Here is a 16,974-nt window from a genome sequence, read left to right as displayed (position 1 = left end):
CTGAAAGCAAAGGGAAAAACGCCAATCTTGAGCACATCGTGCGACTTTAGGCGCAACCCGGTACCTGCGACCTTTAGACCAATGGACGACACACCTTTTGTATGAAGGCTCGGCGTAAGCATAGCGACCTATGTATAATGCCGCCGCTGACCAAAGAGTCACGACGGCGGACCGCTCCAGTTTCTGCAAATAAAGAGCGGCGCCTTCCGCCAAAAGCAGGACTAATACAATAGTCCACCCGCTTGACGCTCGACTGATGCAACCCAACATCACCGCGAAGAAACCTCGACCTTTCGCTCATGGATGACTTTGAACGAACGCGCTCCACCCGGCGCATCTCGAGTTTCTGCGCACGCTTTCAGCAAAGAAGAGAGTTAATCCGAATATGCCCACCCGCTCGAAGATCATCTACACCTTCACCGACGAAGCCCCAGCCCTCGCCACCTATTCACTGCTGCCTATCGTAGAGGCCTTCACCGCTTCCGCTGATATTGCCGTGGAAACCCGCGATATTTCCCTCGCCGGGCGCATCCTCGCAAGCTTCCCCGAGCAACTGGGCACCAAGGCTGTACCGGACCACCTCGCCGAACTGGGCGCCCTGGCCGTTACCCCCGAAGCCAACATCATCAAGCTGCCTAACATCAGTGCTTCGACCCCGCAGCTGCAAGCCGCGATCAAAGAACTGCAGGCCCAGGGCTACGCCCTGCCGGACTACCCGGAAACCGTAACCACCGACGCGGAAAAAGAAACCCGCGCACGTTACGACAAGGTCAAGGGTAGCGCCGTGAACCCGGTACTGCGCGAAGGCAACTCCGACCGCCGCGCACCGCTGTCGGTCAAGAACTATGCGCGCAAGCACCCGCACAAAATGGGTGCCTGGGCTGCCGACTCCAAATCCCACGTTGCCCACATGAGCAGCGGCGACTTCTACGGCAGCGAAAAAGCCGTACAGATCGAAGCGGCCGATGCTGTCAAAATCGAGCTGGTCGGCAAGGATGGCGCCACCACCGTCCTCAAAGAAAAGACCACCGCCCAGGCCGGCGAAATCCTCGACAGCGCCGTGCTGAGCAAAAACGCCCTGCGTTCGTTCATCGCCGCTGAAATCGAAGACGCCAAGAAACAAGGCGTATTGCTGTCGGTGCACCTCAAAGCCACCATGATGAAGGTCTCCGACCCAATCATGTTCGGCCAGATCGTTGCCGAGTTCTATAAAGATGCCCTGACCAAGCACGCCACCGTGCTGGAACAGATCGGCTTCAACCTGAACAACGGCATCGGCGACCTGTACGCACGCATCAAGGCGCTGCCGGCCGACCAGCAAGCGCAGATCGAAGCGGACATCCAGGCGGTCTACGCCGCTCGCCCTTCCCTGGCGATGGTCAACTCCGACAAAGGCATCACCAACCTGCACGTGCCGAGCGACGTGATCGTCGACGCCTCGATGCCGGCCATGATCCGTGACTCCGGCAAAATGTGGGGCACCGACGGCCAACTGCACGACACCAAGGCCGTGATTCCAGACCGCTGCTACGCCACCATCTACCAAGCCGTCATCGAAGACTGCAAGGCCAATGGCGCCTTCGACCCAACCACCATGGGCAGCGTGCCGAACGTTGGCCTGATGGCTAAAAAAGCCGAAGAGTACGGCTCCCACGACAAGACCTTCCAGATCAAGGCCGACGGCGTAGTCCGCGTCACCGACAGCAAGGGCAACCTGCTGATGGAACAGAACGTCGAAGCCGGCGACATCTTCCGCATGTGCCAGACCAAGGACGCGCCGATCCAGGACTGGGTCAAGCTGGCCGTCAACCGTGCCCGCGCCAGCAACACCCCGGCCATCTTCTGGCTGGACCCCAAGCGTGCGCACGACGGCGTCGTGGTCGAGAAAGTTCAGGCTTACCTGAAAGACCACAACACCGAAGGCCTGGACATCCGCATCATGTCGCCGGTCGACGCCATGAAGTTCACCTTGGAACGCACCCGCAAGGGCCTGGACACCATCTCGGTAACCGGCAACGTACTGCGCGACTACCTGACCGACCTGTTCCCGATCATGGAACTGGGCACCAGCGCCAAGATGCTGTCGATCGTGCCACTGATGAATGGCGGTGGCCTGTTCGAAACCGGCGCCGGCGGTTCGGCACCCAAGCACGTGCAGCAATTGCTGGAAGAAAACTTCCTGCGTTGGGACTCCCTGGGCGAGTTCCTGGCCCTGGCCGCCTCCCTTGAGCATTTGGGTGTGACCTACAACAACCCGAAAGCCTTGGTACTGTCCAAGACCCTGGACCAGGCCACCGGCCAGTTCCTGGACAACAACAAGTCGCCATCGCGCAAAGTCGGCAACATCGACAACCGCGGCAGCCACTTCTACCTGGCGCTGTACTGGGCCCAAGCCCTGGCCGCCCAGACCGAAGACACTGCACTGCAAGCGCAGTTCGGCGAACTGGCCAAGACCCTGGCGGAGAACGAAGCAACCATCGTTGCCGAACTCAACGCCGTACAGGGCAAGCCAGTGGACATCGGCGGCTACTACGCGCCGAACCCAGAGCTGACCAGCAAGGCCATGCGCCCAAGCAACACCCTCAACGCGGCGATTGCCAAGTTGAAGTAAGGTTGTAACGATGCAAAAGAAGCCCCGGCCTTGTGCCGGGGTTTCTGTTTCCAGCAAATAAACCGGATTCAAATGTGGGAGGGAGCTTGCTCCCGATGGCAGAACAATCGCGAAAAACTCTAATGAACTGTAAGTTCTAACAGGTGCCCCCCAGCCCCCTGAGGGCCATCCTTATCCCGTGACGACTGAGCCGAGACCGGGAGACCATCAAATGTTGCGCACCTACTATTTATTGCCACTGGGCGCTTTCTTACTTGCGCTGCTGCCCCTGGCAAACGCTGGCCAAAACGTCCAGATGACATACTTCCTCAACGCGAGCTTTACCTGCCAGAACGGCGTCACAACGCAAGGATATAGCGTTTATGTGGTTGGCTCGCACCCAGAAGTCGGAAAATGGGACCCCGCCAACGCCGTTTTACTCAGCCCATCCAACTACCCGACATGGACCGGCCAGGTGCGTTTTTCGGGCGTCCAGCTCGATGAAAAGGTGGAATGGAAGTGCATTATTCGCAACGAAAAGAACCCGCAGGATGTACAGAAATGGCAGGCTGGGCCGAATAACGAAGTGATATTGACGTTCTCCCCGCAAGCCCAGGCCACCGCTACGTTTTGAGCAGCCCAGCCATGTCCGGCGTATCATGCAGGATGATTTAGCCCCCACCTGCATTCGAGAGCCATTCATGACCTGGCAACCCCACATCACCGTCGCCACCATCGTCGAAGACAACGGCAAGTTCCTGATGGTCGAAGAACTCAAGGGCGGCCGCGCCGTGCTCAACCAGCCCGCCGGCCACCTCGACCCGCACGAAACCCTGACGGAAGCCGCCGTGCGTGAAACCCTCGAAGAAACCGGCTGGGACGTCGAAGCCACCGGCATCGTCGGCATCTACCTGTACACCGCACCGAGCAACGGCGTGACCTATCAGCGCGTGTGCTTTATCGCCAAGGCCCTGCAACACCACCCGGGCTATCAACTCGACGAAGGCATCGTCCGCGCCCGCTGGCTCACCCGTGACGAACTGATGGCCCTGCGCGACGACTGGCGCAGCGAGCTGATCATCCGCTGTATCGATGATTATCTGGCCGGCCAGCGCCACAGCCTGGAATTGATCCGCCCTTCTCTTTAGCCTTGCGGGCCCAGGCCTGTTAGAATCGCGTCCTTTTTCAAGACACCCGTTGAAACCCTATGCGTGATCCAGCCCCTTCTGCCACACAAAAGAAGCGCGTCATCGTCGGCATGTCCGGCGGCGTGGACTCTTCCGTTTCCGCCGTTCTGCTCATGGAGCAGGGTTATGAGGTGGAAGGCCTGTTCATGAAGAACTGGGAAGAAGACGATGGAACGGAATATTGCACCGCCATGGACGACCTGGCGGATGCGCAGGCCGTGTGCGACAAGATCGGTATCAAGCTGCACACCGCCAATTTCGCCGCCGAGTACTGGGACAACGTGTTCGAGCACTTCCTGGCCGAATACAAGGCCGGTCGCACGCCGAACCCGGACATCCTGTGTAACCGCGAGATCAAGTTCAAGGCGTTCCTCGACTACGCCATGATGCTCGGCGCCGACCTGATCGCCACCGGCCACTACGTGCGTCGCCGCGATATCGACGGCCGCACCGAACTGCTCAAGGGCCTGGACCCGAACAAGGACCAGAGCTACTTCCTGCATGCCGTCGGCGGCGAACAGATCGCCAAGACCCTGTTCCCGGTCGGCGAACTGGAAAAGCCCGAGGTCCGCAAGATCGCCGAGCAACATGGCCTGGCCACCGCCAAGAAGAAAGATTCCACCGGGATCTGCTTTATCGGTGAGCGCCGCTTCAGCGACTTCCTCAAGCAATACCTGCCGGCACAACCGGGCGACATCAAAACCACCGATGGTGAAGTGATCGGTCGCCACCACGGCCTTATGTACCACACCATCGGCCAACGCCAGGGTCTGGGCATAGGCGGCCTCAAAGACGCCGGTGAAGAGCCGTGGTACGTGCTGGTCAAGGACCTGGAAAACAACGTACTGATCGTCGGCCAGGGCAACGAACACCCTTTGCTGTTCTCCGGCGCCCTGCTCGCTTCGGAAATCTATTGGGTCAACCCGATCGACCTGAGCACGCCGCGCCGCCTGACCGCCAAAGTGCGTTATCGCCAGAGCGACCAACCCTGCACCCTGGAAAAAACCGCTTCGGGCTACCGCGCCACCTTCGATGACCCGCAGCGCGCGGTCACGCCTGGCCAATCCGTGGTGTTCTATGACGGTGAAATCTGCCTGGGCGGCGGCGTGATTGAAGTCGCGCAGGCCTGGAGCAACCCGGCATGAGCCCGACCCAGGAGCAATTGACCGCACTGGGCGGCGTATTTCTGTCTGCCGTGCTGGTGGACAAGATCGCCAAGACCGGCCAGGTCACCGAAGCGGGCCTGACCTGCATGCTCGGCAGCCTGCTGATCCGCGACCCCAAGGACACCCTCGAAGTCTACGGCGGCGACGACCTCGCGCTGCGTGAAGGCTACCGCGCGCTGATCGGCGCCTTGGAGCGCGACCCGAGCACCTTGCAGCGCGAGCCGCTGCGCTATGCCCTGTCGATGCTCGGCCTCGAGCGGCAACTGGCCAAGCGCGACGACATGCTGGAAACCATCGGCAAACGCCTGCCGCAGATCCAATCCCAGGTCGAGCACTTCGGCACGGCTCACGAAAACGTGATCGCCGCCTGCGGCGCGCTGTACCAGGATACTTTGAGTACCTTGCGCCAACGGATCCAGGTGCACGGCGACATGCGCAACCTGCAACAACCGAACAACGCCTCGAAAATCCGTGCGCTGCTGCTGGCCGGTATTCGTTCGGCGCGGTTGTGGCGCCAGTTGGGCGGTCATCGTTGGCAACTAGTGATCAGCCGGCGCAAATTGCTCAAAGAGCTTTACCCGTTGATGCGCAACGAATAAGTCGCACCAGCACGCTATTTTCAAGCCGTTACGCGTAATACGCCGGTCAGTTGGCAACGGACTGGCGGATTTTTTCATGTATGATACGCGCCCCATTTCGTTGCCCGACTGTCCGAGAACACCCCATGCAGCTCTCTTCGCTCACTGCGGTTTCCCCTGTTGACGGCCGCTACGCCGGCAAAACCCAGGCCCTGCGCCCTATTTTCAGCGAATACGGCTTGATCCGTGCTCGTGTACTGGTTGAAGTGCGCTGGCTCCAGCGCCTGGCCAGTCACCGCGCCATCAGCGAAGTGCCGGCGTTTTCCGCCGAGGCCAACGCTGTATTGAACACCCTGGCGGAAAACTTCTCTCTGGAGCACGCCGAGCGTGTCAAAGAGATCGAGCGCACCACCAACCACGACGTCAAAGCCATTGAGTACCTACTCAAGGAGCAAGCGGCCAAGCTGCCGGAACTGGCCCAGGTCAGTGAATTCATCCACTTTGCCTGCACCAGCGAGGACATCAACAACCTGTCCCACGCCCTGATGCTGCGCGAAGGCCGTGATGACGTGATGCTGCCGCTGATGCGCCAGACCGCCGAAGCCATCCGCGAACTGGCGATCCGCTTCGCTGCTGTGCCGATGCTGTCGCGCACCCACGGTCAACCCGCCTCCCCGACCACCCTGGGCAAAGAACTGGCCAACGTGGTGTACCGCCTGGAGCGTCAAATCGCTCAAGTCGCTGCCGTTCCGCTGCTGGGCAAGATCAACGGCGCTGTCGGCAACTACAATGCCCACCTGTCGGCTTACCCTGAGATCGACTGGGAAGCCAACGCCCGCGCCTTCATCGAAGACGAACTGGGCCTGGGCTTCAACCCGTACACCACGCAGATCGAACCGCACGACTATATTGCCGAGCTGTTCGACGCGATTGCGCGTTTCAACACCATCCTGATCGACTTCGATCGCGATATCTGGGGCTACATCTCCCTGGGCTACTTCAAGCAGCGCACCATTGCCGGTGAAATCGGTTCGTCGACCATGCCGCACAAGGTCAACCCGATCGACTTCGAAAACTCCGAAGGCAACCTCGGCATCGCCAACGCGTTGTTCCAGCACCTGGCCAGCAAGTTGCCGATCTCCCGCTGGCAGCGCGACCTGACCGACTCCACTGTACTGCGCAACCTCGGCGTGGGTTTTGCCCACAGCGTGATCGCGTACGAAGCCAGCCTCAAAGGCATCAGCAAGCTGGAGCTCAACGAGCAGAAAATCGCCGCCGACCTGGACGCGTGCTGGGAAGTACTGGCCGAGCCGATCCAGACCGTGATGCGTCGCTACAACATCGAAAACCCCTACGAGAAGCTCAAAGAGTTGACCCGTGGCAAGGGCATCAGCCCGCAAGCGCTGCAAACTTTCATCGACGGCCTGGACATGCCGGACGCTGCCAAGGCCGAGCTGAAATTGCTCACCCCGGCCAACTACATCGGCAACGCCGTGGCCCAAGCCAAGCGCATCTGATCATCGCAAGACCCTTGAGACGCCCGGCCGCGCCGGGCGTTTTTATTTCAGTCTAAAAAGTGCTTTTTTTCAATAGGTTACACATGAATCCTGATATCCCTCTTCAACTTTTGGGCGGCATCACGGCACGGGAATTCCTGCGCGATTACTGGCAGAAAAAACCGCTGCTGATCCGTCAGGCCATCCCTGACTTCGAAAGCCCGATAGACGCCGACGAACTGGCCGGCCTGGCCCTGGAAGAAGAAGTCGAATCGCGCCTGGTGATCGAACACGGCGAGCGCCCATGGGAACTGCGCCGCGGCCCGTTCGCCGAAGACGCCTTCAGCACCCTGCCGGAACGCGAGTGGACCCTGCTGGTACAAGCGGTCGACCAGTTCGTACCGGAAGTGGCCGAGTTGCTGGAGCAGTTCCGCTTCCTGCCTAGCTGGCGCATCGATGACGTGATGATCAGCTTCGCCGCGCCAGGCGGCAGCGTAGGCCCGCACTTCGACAACTACGACGTGTTCCTGCTGCAAGCCCAAGGCAAGCGCAACTGGAAGATCGGCCAGATGTGCAGCTCCGAAAGCCCACTGCTGCAACACGCCGACCTGCGCATCCTCGCCGAATTCGAAGAAAGTGCCGAATGGGTGCTGGAACCGGGCGACATGCTCTACCTGCCGCCGCGCCTGGCACACTACGGCATCGCTGAAGATGACTGCATGACCTACTCGGTCGGCTTCCGCGCCCCAAGCGCCGCCGAAGTACTGACCCACTTCACCGACTTCCTCGCCCAGTACCTGACGGACGAAGAGCGCTACACCGACGCCGACGCCCAGCCCGTCAGCGACCCGCATCAGATCCAGAGCGACGCCCTTGATCGCCTCAAGAGCCTGCTGGCCGAGCACATGAGCGACGAGCGCATGTTGCTGACCTGGTTCGGCCAGTTCATGACCGAGCCACGCTACCCGGAACTGGTAGCGGGCGAAGACGTGGGCGAAGAAGACTTCCTCGGCAGCCTGCAGGACGGCGCGATCCTGGTGCGCAACCCTAGCGCGCGCATGGCCTGGTCCGAAGTGGATGATGATGTACTGCTGTTCGCCAGCGGCCAGAGCCGTTACCTGCCAGGCAAACTGCGCGAGCTGTTGAAACTGGTGTGCTCGGCCGATGCGCTGCACAGCGAAAACCTCGGCGAGTGGCTCGCCGACGAAGACGGTCGCGACCTGCTGTGCGAATTGGTCAAGCAAGGGAGCTTGGGGTTTGCCGATGAATAAGATTCACGTAAGTGTCGCGGACTGGCGAAAGGATATCGACGAGATTCGGCGCATTCGTGAAGCGGTATTTATCGCTGAGCAATCGGTTCCACCGGAGCTGGAATGGGACGCGGACGACGCGGACGCCATGCATTTCCTCGCATTCGAAGGCGACTTTGCGATTGGCACCGCGCGCCTGCTGCCCAGCGGCGAGATCGGCCGCGTGTCGGTGCTCAAGGACTGGCGCGGGCTGAAGGTGGGCGACAAGCTGATGGAGGCCGTGATCGAAGCAGCTGAAAAACGCGGCCAGACCAAGCAGTTTCTCAGCGCTCAGGTGTATGCCGCACCGTTTTATGAGCGGCTGGGCTTCGAGATCGTCAGTGACGAGTTTCTTGAAGTCGGGATTCCGCACGTCGATATGGTGCGCGGGGGCTGACTCAAGACCGAGTCGCCGCCATCGGGGGCAAGCCCCCTCCCACATTGGCCGCATTCCAAAGGATGTACTCGGTCAAGTGTGGGAGGGGGCTTGCTCCCGATAGCTATCTCAGCAACACCCCAAAATGCCCTGCCAGCCAGGGCATTTTGCCGTCTACGATTCAATATGCGACCCGCCAGGCCGACAAACTGGCACTATCAAGCCCAAATGACTCGCAGAGATAACGGACATGTCCCTACGCACCCTGCTCACCGCACTCCTGCTGACCGCCAGCGTCTCGGCCATGGCCGACACCCAAGTCGTCAACCTGAGCAACCGCACCAGCGCCGACCTGCTGCCTGTAGCACAGAACTTCATCGGCAAGGACGGCACCGTCAGCGCTTACGGCAACCAGCTTATTGTCAAAGCCGAGCCCGGCAAGATCGAAGAGCTGCGCGCCCTGCTCGCCCAACTCGACACGCCGGCCAAGCGCCTGCTGATCACCGTCGACACCAACGAAACCAACCAGCAAAACAGCGGCGACAGCCAGACCCGCATCATCAGCTATGGCACCGCCAGTCGCGACGGCGGCATCCAGCAGATCCAGGCCAGTGAAGGCGTGCCGGCCCTGATCCAGGTAGGCCAGAGCGTCCCGCTGACCACCACCCAACCCGACGCGTACGGGCGCCCGCAAAACCAGACCCAATATCGCAATGTCACCCAGGGCTTTTATGTGACCGCCAGCGTCACTGGCGAGACCGTACACCTGGCGATCAGTACCAACCGTGACCGCATGAGCCAGGAACGTCCCGATGTAGTGAACGTGCAAAGTACCGACACAACCGTCAGCGGGCGCTTGGGCGAATGGATATCCCTGGCCGGCGTCAATCGTGAAACCCAGGCCGATAAATCCTCCACAACCCGCAGCTACGCTACCCAGGGGCGCGACGACCTGACTTTACGGGTCAAGGTCGACACCCTGAACTGAAGCACCAAAAACTGACTGATGAGTCGTATTAGACTAAAGATGTAGTGCTTCAAAAAAAGCACTACAAAACATTTGACGATCCAAAAAAGCATGGGCATGATGGCCTCGCTCCCGCTAATCAGAGGCCCTGGCAAGGGTCTTCGGATCGCCGCTCTAAGTTACCCACCTGAGCCGATTCGTGTCTGTACCGCCCACAAGGTGTGTTTGACGTTGGTTGCGACTGGAACGAAGTTGTCCCGAGGGACGGAAGCTAACCAGGTAACCCGGCAACACACTGCAGAATGTCCAACGGCCCACGACGCCCAAAGACTGTTCTCGGTTCGCCCCTACCTGCTCACTTTCTCCCTTGAGCCCTTCGTTCACCCCGTCGCCTCCCCCGTCGAACCTGGCTTGACCGCCTATGCCTCTGGTCAGCGAGCCGCCCTACCGCGCAACGATTGCGTGGCAGGCAAAAGGACTTTTCCACCTAGACCTATGCGACGAGGTTTTTCCCCATGGCACTGACACGCGAACAGCAAATTGCAGCCCTTGAAAAAGATTGGGCTGAAAACCCACGCTGGAAAGGCGTAACCCGCGCTTATTCCGCTGCTGACGTCGTCCGCCTGCGTGGCTCGGTTCAACCCGAGCACACCTTTGCAAAACTCGGCGCCGAGAAGCTGTGGAACCTGGTCACCCAAGGTGCCAAGCCTTCCTTCCGCCCCGACAAAGATTTCGTCAACTGCATGGGCGCCCTCACTGGCGGCCAGGCAGTCCAACAGGTGAAAGCCGGTATCCAGGCGATCTACCTGTCCGGCTGGCAAGTGGCGGCGGACAACAACTCCGCCGAGTCCATGTACCCCGACCAATCGCTGTACCCGGTGGACTCCGTGCCGACCGTGGTCAAGCGCATCAACAACTCGTTCCGTCGTGCCGACCAGATCCAGTGGAAAGCCGGCAAGAACCCAGGTGACGAAGGCTACATCGACTACTTCGCACCGATCGTGGCTGACGCCGAGGCCGGTTTCGGCGGCGTACTGAACGCTTACGAGCTGATGAAGAGCATGATCGAAGCAGGCGCTGCCGGCGTTCACTTCGAAGACCAACTGGCTTCCGTGAAAAAATGCGGCCACATGGGCGGCAAGGTACTGGTTCCGACCCAGGAAGCCGTACAGAAGCTGACCGCTGCGCGTTTGGCCGCTGACGTTGCCGGGACGCCGACCATCATCCTGGCGCGTACCGATGCCAACGCCGCTGACCTGCTGACGTCGGACTGCGACCCGTACGACCAGCCGTTCGTGACCGGCGAACGTACCCAGGAAGGCTTCTACAAAGTACGCGCCGGCCTGGACCAGGCTATCGCTCGCGGCCTGGCCTACGCGCCGTACGCCGACCTGATCTGGTGCGAAACCGCCAAGCCGGATCTGGACGAAGCCCGTCGCTTTGCTGAAGCGATCAAAAAGGAATACCCGGACCAACTGCTGTCCTACAACTGCTCGCCTTCTTTCAACTGGAAGAAGAACCTGGACGACGCGACCATCGCCAAGTTCCAGCGCGAACTGTCCGCCATGGGCTACAAGCACCAGTTCATCACCCTGGCCGGCATTCACAACATGTGGCACAGCATGTTCAACCTGGCGCACGACTACGCCCGCAACGACATGACCGCCTACGTGAAGCTGCAGGAGCAGGAATTCGCTGACGCCGCCAAGGGCTACACCTTCGTGGCGCACCAGCAGGAAGTGGGCACCGGCTACTTCGACGACATGACCACCGTGATCCAGGGCGGCACCTCGTCCGTGACCGCGCTGACCGGCTCGACCGAAGAAGAACAGTTTCACTGATTGATCGGGTACACGGCCACGGCGGCCCCAGGGAAGACCTAACCGCCGTGCCGCACAACAATCACGCCCCGACTGGTTCGGGGCGTTTTTTTTGCCTGGACTGAGCCCCCTCCCACATGGGGAAATGTGATCTGCCTGAAAATTTTGCGCAAATCTTGATCCAGAGCGGTATTCGCTGCAGATAAATCGGTTAAAAGATCCACTCCAACACTCGCGACATTCAAGCAAGTAACGGCAACTTCCCGCGCCACACGAGAAACACTCGCTTAAACCTCCGCGCAAACAATATTCATTATCATTTGGCACTTAAAAGCTTCGTTACCGGTTAAACAAAACAGATTTGATTAAATGCCCGCTAATGCCCACCCTGTAAGGGTTACAGCCCCATTGAGGTGCACTATGTCCTTATTCCAACGAATAATTTCGCTATCGCAATTTTACTTGCCCGGTGTTTAGCCATAAAATCACCGCGGTTGACTGCGCTGCGACATATCGTCACTGCATCATTACTTTTTCGAGCTCAGAGACCTTTGCTCTCTGTTAAGGATTTCCAGCATGACCGAAGCGACAGGACTCATGGCCCACAACTGGGGCTTTGCCATTTTCCTCCTCGGTGTTGTCGGCCTCTGTGCCTTCATGCTCGGCGTCTCCAGCCTCCTTGGGTCAAAAGCCTGGGGCCGCAGCAAAAACGAACCGTTCGAGTCGGGCATGCTACCTACAGGTGGCGCCCGCTTGCGGCTCTCAGCCAAATTCTATCTGGTCGCGATGCTCTTCGTGATCTTCGATATCGAAGCCCTTTTTCTCTTTGCCTGGTCTGTGTCCGTCCGCGAAAGCGGCTGGACCGGATTCGTCGAAGCCCTCGTTTTCATAGCAATTCTGTTGGCAGGCCTTGTCTACCTATTTCGAGTGGGCGCCCTTGATTGGGCTCCGGAAGCTCGTCGTAAGCGGCAAGCGAAGCTGAAACAATGAGGCTTTGGCGATGCAATACAATCTCACCAGGATCGACCCGGATGCTCCTAACGAGCAATACCCCATCGGCGAACGGGAAACCGTTTCCGACCCGTTAGAAGACCAAGTCCACAAAAACATCTACATGGGCAAGCTGGAGGACGTGCTGAGTGGCGCGGTCAACTGGGGGCGTAAAAACTCCCTGTGGCCGTACAACTTCGGCCTTTCGTGCTGCTACGTGGAAATGACCACCGCCTTCACGGCGCCCCACGACATCGCGCGCTTTGGCGCCGAAGTTATCCGGGCCTCGCCGCGCCAGGCGGATTTCATGGTTATCGCCGGTACCTGCTTCATCAAGATGGCGCCGATCATCCAGCGTCTCTATGAGCAAATGCTCGAGCCGAAGTGGGTTATCTCCATGGGTTCGTGCGCCAACTCCGGTGGCATGTACGACATCTACTCGGTCGTTCAAGGGGTGGACAAGTTCCTGCCCGTGGACGTCTATGTGCCTGGCTGCCCGCCCCGCCCCGAAGCATTTCTGCAAGGCTTGATGCTGTTGCAGGAATCGATTGGCAAGGAGCGTCGCCCGCTGTCCTGGGTCGTCGGCGATCAAGGCGTGTATCGCGCCGAGATGCCTTCGCAAAAGGATGCGCGCCGCGAACAGCGAATCGCAGTCACCAATCTGCGCAGCCCCGACGAAGTCTGATCCAGCCCGCTTCTTTTATAGAACGAAAACCTGGCCTCATTCTTTACGTTGACCGAAAGCGATAAAAAACCATGACTACAGGCAGTGCTCTGTATATCCCGCCTTATAAGGCAGACGACCAGGATGTGGTCGTCGAACTCAATAACCGTTTCGGCCCTGACGCCTTCACCGCCCAGGCCACACGCACCGGTATGCCGGTGCTGTGGGTGGCGCGCGCCAAGCTCGTCGAGGTCCTGACCTTCCTGCGCAACCTGCCCAAGCCGTACGTCATGCTCTATGACCTGCATGGCGTGGACGAGCGTCTGCGCACCAAGCGCCAGGGGCTGCCGAGCGGCGCCGATTTCACCGTGTTCTACCACTTGATGTCGCTGGAGCGTAACAGCGACGTGATGATCAAGGTCGCGCTGAGCGAAAGCGACCTGAGCGTCCCGACCGTGACCGGTATCTGGCCGAACGCCAGCTGGTACGAGCGTGAAGTCTGGGACATGTTCGGTATCGACTTCCCTGGCCACCCGCACCTGACGCGCATCATGATGCCGCCGACCTGGGAAGGTCACCCGCTGCGCAAGGACTTCCCTGCCCGCGCCACCGAATTCGACCCGTTCAGCCTCAACCTGGCCAAGCAACAGCTGGAAGAAGAAGCCGCGCGCTTCCGTCCGGAAGACTGGGGCATGAAGCGCTCCGGCACCAACGAGGACTACATGTTCCTCAACCTGGGCCCGAACCACCCTTCGGCTCACGGTGCCTTCCGTATCATCCTGCAACTGGATGGCGAAGAAATCGTCGACTGCGTACCGGACATCGGCTACCACCACCGTGGTGCCGAGAAGATGGCCGAGCGCCAGTCCTGGCACAGCTTCATCCCGTACACCGACCGTATCGACTACCTCGGCGGCGTGATGAACAACCTGCCGTACGTGCTCTCGGTCGAGAAGCTGGCCGGCATTAAAGTGCCAGACCGCGTCGACACCATCCGCATCATGATGGCCGAGTTCTTCCGCATCACCAGCCACCTGCTGTTCCTGGGTACCTATATCCAGGACGTCGGCGCCATGACCCCGGTGTTCTTCACCTTCACCGACCGTCAGCGTGCCTACAAGGTCATCGAGGCCATCACCGGCTTCCGTCTGCACCCGGCCTGGTACCGCATCGGCGGCGTGGCCCACGACCTGCCCAATGGTTGGGAGCGCCTGGTCAAGGAATTCGTCGAGTGGATGCCCAAGCGTCTGGACGAATACCAGAAAGCCGCCCTGGACAACAGCATCCTCAAGGGCCGCACCATCGGCGTCGCGCAGTACAACACCAAAGAAGCCCTGGAATGGGGCGTCACCGGTGCCGGCCTGCGTTCCACCGGTTGCGACTTCGACCTGCGTAAAGCACGCCCGTATTCCGGCTACGAGAACTTCGAGTTCGAAGTACCCTTGGCGGCCAATGGCGATGCCTACGACCGTTGCATCGTGCGCGTCGAAGAAATGCGCCAGAGCCTGAAGATCATCGAGCAGTGCATGCGCAACATGCCGGCCGGCCCGTACAAAGCGGATCACCCGCTGACCACGCCGCCGCCCAAAGAGCGCACGCTGCAGCACATCGAAACCCTGATCACGCACTTCCTGCAGGTTTCGTGGGGCCCGGTCATGCCGGCCAACGAATCCTTCCAGATGATCGAAGCGACCAAGGGTATCAACAGTTATTACCTGACGAGCGATGGCGGCACCATGAGCTACCGCACCCGGATTCGCACCCCAAGCTTCCCGCACTTGCAGCAGATCCCTTCGGTGATCAAAGGCGAGATGGTCGCGGACTTGATTGCGTACCTGGGTAGTATCGATTTCGTTATGGCCGACGTGGACCGCTAAGCATGAACAGCACGCTTATCCAGACAGACCGTTTCACCTTGAGTGAAACCGAGCGCTCGGCCATCGAGCACGAGCTGCATCACTACGAAGACCCGCGCGCGGCGTCGATCGAAGCCTTGAAGATCGTCCAGAAGGAACGTGGCTGGGTGCCTGACGGCGCGCTCTACGCCATCGGCGAGATCCTCGGCATCCCCGCCAGCGACGTTGAAGGCGTGGCGACGTTCTACAGCCAGATCTTCCGCCAGCCGGTCGGCCGCCACATCATTCGCGTGTGCGACAGCATGGTCTGCTATATCGGGGGTCACGAGTCGGTGGTCAGCGAGATCCAGAACAAGCTGGGCATCGGCCTCGGCCAGACCACACCGGACGGGCGCTTCACGCTGCTGCCGGTGTGCTGCCTGGGCAACTGCGACAAGGCGCCGGCGTTGATGATCGACGACGACACATTCGGTGACGTGCAGCCTGCTGGCGTGACCCAATTGCTCGAGGGCTACCCATGACCCTGACTTCTTTCGGCCCGGCCAACCTGATCAAGCGTTCGGCCGAGACCCACCCGCTGACCTGGCGCCTGCGTGATGATGCCGAGCCGGTATGGCTCGACGAATACCAGGCCAAGAACGGTTACGCCGCCGCGCGCAAAGCCTTCGCCGACATGGCCCAGGACGATATCGTCCAGACGGTCAAGGACGCCGGCCTCAAGGGCCGCGGCGGTGCAGGCTTCCCCACGGGCGTGAAGTGGGGCCTGATGCCCAAGGACGAGTCCATCAACATCCGCTACCTGCTGTGCAACGCGGATGAAATGGAGCCCAACACCTGGAAAGACCGCATGCTGATGGAGCAACTGCCCCATCTGCTGATCGAAGGCATGCTGATCAGTGCCCGCGCCCTCAAGACCTACCGTGGCTACATCTTCCTGCGTGGCGAATACACCACCGCCGCCAAGCACCTCAACCGTGCCGTGGCCGAAGCCAAGGCAGCGGGCCTGCTGGGCAAGAACATCCTCGGTTCGGGTTTTGACTTCGAACTGTTCGTGCACACCGGCGCCGGGCGTTACATCTGCGGTGAAGAAACCGCGCTGATCAACTCCCTCGAAGGCCGCCGCGCCAACCCGCGTTCCAAGCCGCCCTTCCCTGCCGCCGTGGGCGTGTGGGGCAAGCCGACCTGCGTGAACAACGTCGAGACCCTGTGCAACGTGCCGGCGATCATCGCCGACGGCGTGGACTGGTACAAATCGTTGGCCCGCGAAGGCAGCGAAGACATGGGCACCAAGCTCATGGGCTTCTCCGGCAAGGTCAAGAACCCTGGCCTGTGGGAACTGCCATTCGGCGTGACCGCGCGCGAGCTGTTCGAGGACTACGCCGGTGGCATGCGCGACGGCTACACCTTGAAAGCCTGGCAGCCAGGCGGCGCCGGTACCGGTTTCCTGCTCCCTGAGCACCTCGACGCACAAATGTACGCCGGCGGCATCGGCAAGGTGGGCACCCGGATGGGTACCGGCCTGGCGATGGCGGTGGACAACACGGTGAACATGGTCTCGCTGCTGCGCAACATGGAGCAGTTCTTTGCCCGCGAGTCCTGCGGCTTCTGCACCCCATGCCGCGACGGTTTGCCGTGGAGCGTGAAGCTGCTGATGGCGCTGGAAAACGGCGAAGGCCGCGAGGGTGACATCGAAACCCTGCTGGGCCTGGTCGGTTTCCTCGGCCCCGGCAAGACTTTCTGTGCTCACGCACCGGGCGCCGTGGAGCCACTGGGCAGCGCAATCAAATACTTCCGCTCGGAGTTCGAAGCCGGCATCGCGCCTACCAGCGCCGCCGTGCCGCCTCTGGCGAAGCCGATCGTAGTCGGCGCGTAACGCTTAAACAGGCGAAGGGTCCGTGCCCTTCGCCTGCTCATGTGCTGACGCCGTAACGGCTGTGTAGATGCACATGAATAACAAGATTCCATTAGCCACGCCCGCTGACAACGGGCCAACGA

Annotated in this window: 15 protein-coding genes; all 15 read left to right on the top strand. The window is 60.3% G+C overall.

Going from position 1 to position 16,974, the window contains the following annotated elements; genetic code table 11:
* Positions 1 to 385 precede the first annotated feature (385 nt).
* The 15 genes from AB4N98_RS23355 to nuoF all read left to right on the top strand — a co-directional run bounded on the left by AB4N98_RS23355 (position 386) and on the right by nuoF (position 16,852).
* Entirely contained in the window at positions 386 to 2,611 is a 2,226-nt protein-coding gene (locus AB4N98_RS23355) for an NADP-dependent isocitrate dehydrogenase (protein WP_017527189.1), read from the top strand.
* A 211-nt stretch (positions 2,612 to 2,822) separates the two neighbouring features.
* Positions 2,823 to 3,224: a carbohydrate-binding module family 20 domain-containing protein gene (locus tag AB4N98_RS23350; RefSeq protein ID WP_017527188.1), complete on the top strand. Its 402-nt coding sequence runs from the start codon at positions 2,823 to 2,825 to the stop codon at positions 3,222 to 3,224.
* Between the two features lie 67 nt (positions 3,225 to 3,291).
* On the top strand, positions 3,292 to 3,738 hold the full coding sequence (locus tag AB4N98_RS23345; protein ID WP_017527187.1) for an NUDIX hydrolase: 447 nt from the start codon (positions 3,292 to 3,294) through the stop codon (positions 3,736 to 3,738).
* A 59-nt stretch (positions 3,739 to 3,797) separates the two neighbouring features.
* Positions 3,798 to 4,922 carry a tRNA 2-thiouridine(34) synthase MnmA gene (gene mnmA, locus AB4N98_RS23340; protein WP_017527186.1) on the top strand — a complete coding sequence of 375 codons (1,125 nt, stop codon included), beginning with the start codon at positions 3,798 to 3,800 and terminating at the stop codon, positions 4,920 to 4,922.
* Positions 4,919 to 5,542, top strand: a complete 624-nt coding sequence (gene hflD / locus AB4N98_RS23335; RefSeq protein ID WP_065877428.1) for a high frequency lysogenization protein HflD — start codon at positions 4,919 to 4,921, stop codon at positions 5,540 to 5,542. Before mnmA ends, hflD begins: the two co-directional genes overlap by 4 nt.
* Positions 5,543 to 5,667: 125 nt before the next feature.
* Positions 5,668 to 7,038 (top strand): adenylosuccinate lyase, encoded by a 1,371-nt coding sequence (purB, locus tag AB4N98_RS23330; protein WP_065877430.1) that lies wholly within the window; start codon positions 5,668 to 5,670, stop codon positions 7,036 to 7,038.
* A gap of 83 nt (positions 7,039 to 7,121) precedes the next feature.
* Complete coding sequence (locus AB4N98_RS23325; protein WP_017527183.1) at positions 7,122 to 8,288, top strand: ribosomal protein uL16 3-hydroxylase; 1,167 nt, start codon at positions 7,122 to 7,124, stop codon at positions 8,286 to 8,288.
* Positions 8,281 to 8,703 (top strand): GNAT family N-acetyltransferase, encoded by a 423-nt coding sequence (locus AB4N98_RS23320; RefSeq protein WP_017527182.1) that lies wholly within the window; start codon positions 8,281 to 8,283, stop codon positions 8,701 to 8,703. The genes AB4N98_RS23325 and AB4N98_RS23320 overlap by 8 nt, the downstream gene beginning before the upstream one ends.
* A gap of 229 nt (positions 8,704 to 8,932) precedes the next feature.
* Entirely contained in the window at positions 8,933 to 9,670 is a 738-nt protein-coding gene (locus tag AB4N98_RS23315; protein ID WP_017527181.1) for a secretin N-terminal domain-containing protein, read from the top strand.
* Between the two features lie 494 nt (positions 9,671 to 10,164).
* A complete protein-coding gene (aceA, locus tag AB4N98_RS23310; RefSeq protein ID WP_003174717.1) occupies positions 10,165 to 11,490 on the top strand; it encodes an isocitrate lyase in 1,326 nt (441 codons plus the stop codon).
* Positions 11,491 to 12,045: 555 nt separating this feature from the next.
* Complete coding sequence (locus AB4N98_RS23305; RefSeq protein ID WP_003219575.1) at positions 12,046 to 12,459, top strand: NADH-quinone oxidoreductase subunit A; 414 nt, start codon at positions 12,046 to 12,048, stop codon at positions 12,457 to 12,459.
* 10 nt (positions 12,460 to 12,469) lie between these two features.
* Positions 12,470 to 13,144 carry a NuoB/complex I 20 kDa subunit family protein gene (locus AB4N98_RS23300; protein WP_017527180.1) on the top strand — a complete coding sequence of 225 codons (675 nt, stop codon included), beginning with the start codon at positions 12,470 to 12,472 and terminating at the stop codon, positions 13,142 to 13,144.
* A gap of 71 nt (positions 13,145 to 13,215) precedes the next feature.
* On the top strand, positions 13,216 to 15,000 hold the full coding sequence (nuoC, locus tag AB4N98_RS23295) for an NADH-quinone oxidoreductase subunit C/D (protein ID WP_017527179.1): 1,785 nt from the start codon (positions 13,216 to 13,218) through the stop codon (positions 14,998 to 15,000).
* Positions 15,001 to 15,002: 2 nt separating this feature from the next.
* The gene (gene nuoE, locus AB4N98_RS23290; RefSeq protein WP_003174721.1) at positions 15,003 to 15,500 is read left to right on the top strand and encodes an NADH-quinone oxidoreductase subunit NuoE; all 498 of its coding nucleotides are present in this window, start codon (positions 15,003 to 15,005) and stop codon (positions 15,498 to 15,500) included.
* Positions 15,497 to 16,852 carry an NADH-quinone oxidoreductase subunit NuoF gene (nuoF, locus tag AB4N98_RS23285; RefSeq protein WP_017527178.1) on the top strand — a complete coding sequence of 452 codons (1,356 nt, stop codon included), beginning with the start codon at positions 15,497 to 15,499 and terminating at the stop codon, positions 16,850 to 16,852. The genes nuoE and nuoF overlap by 4 nt, the downstream gene beginning before the upstream one ends.
* The last annotated feature ends 122 nt before the right edge of the window (positions 16,853 to 16,974 follow it).

The sequence above is a fragment of the Pseudomonas sp. S3_E10 genome, assembly GCF_054667615.1.
The sequence above is the reverse complement of the archived record's forward strand: the minus strand, read 5'-3'. Positions and strand labels throughout refer to the sequence as shown.